Origin of the sequence: Sedimentibacter sp. B4 (assembly GCF_000309315.1) — a bacterium.
GTDB classification, from domain to species: Bacteria; Bacillota; Clostridia; order Tissierellales; family Sedimentibacteraceae; genus Sedimentibacter; species Sedimentibacter saalensis.
In genome coordinates, this window is sequence record NZ_CANG01000374.1 from 1 (window position 1) to 230 (window position 230).

Here is a 230-nt window from a genome sequence, read left to right on the forward strand (position 1 = left end):
CGGTGAGGAATCGACGGTGCACTGCCCGATCTGCGCGGCACCCCGCCTGACCAACCTGAACTACGTGTTCGGCGACCAGCTCGGCCAGTACTCCGGACGGATCAGGTCCACCTCGGAGCTGAACGAGATGGAGAACGAGTACGGCGAGTTCACCGTCCGCGTCGTCGAGGTGTGCACCGACTGCGGCTGGAACCACATGATCGCTTCCTACCTGCTCGGGGACGGGGTCA

1 protein-coding gene is annotated in these 230 nt (G+C 64.3%); it reads left to right on the forward strand.

From position 1 onward, the window contains the following. Positions 1–230, forward strand: a 230-nt coding sequence (locus tag BN358_RS26420; protein ID WP_198018420.1) for a DUF5318 family protein, incomplete at both ends; no start/stop codon positions are given.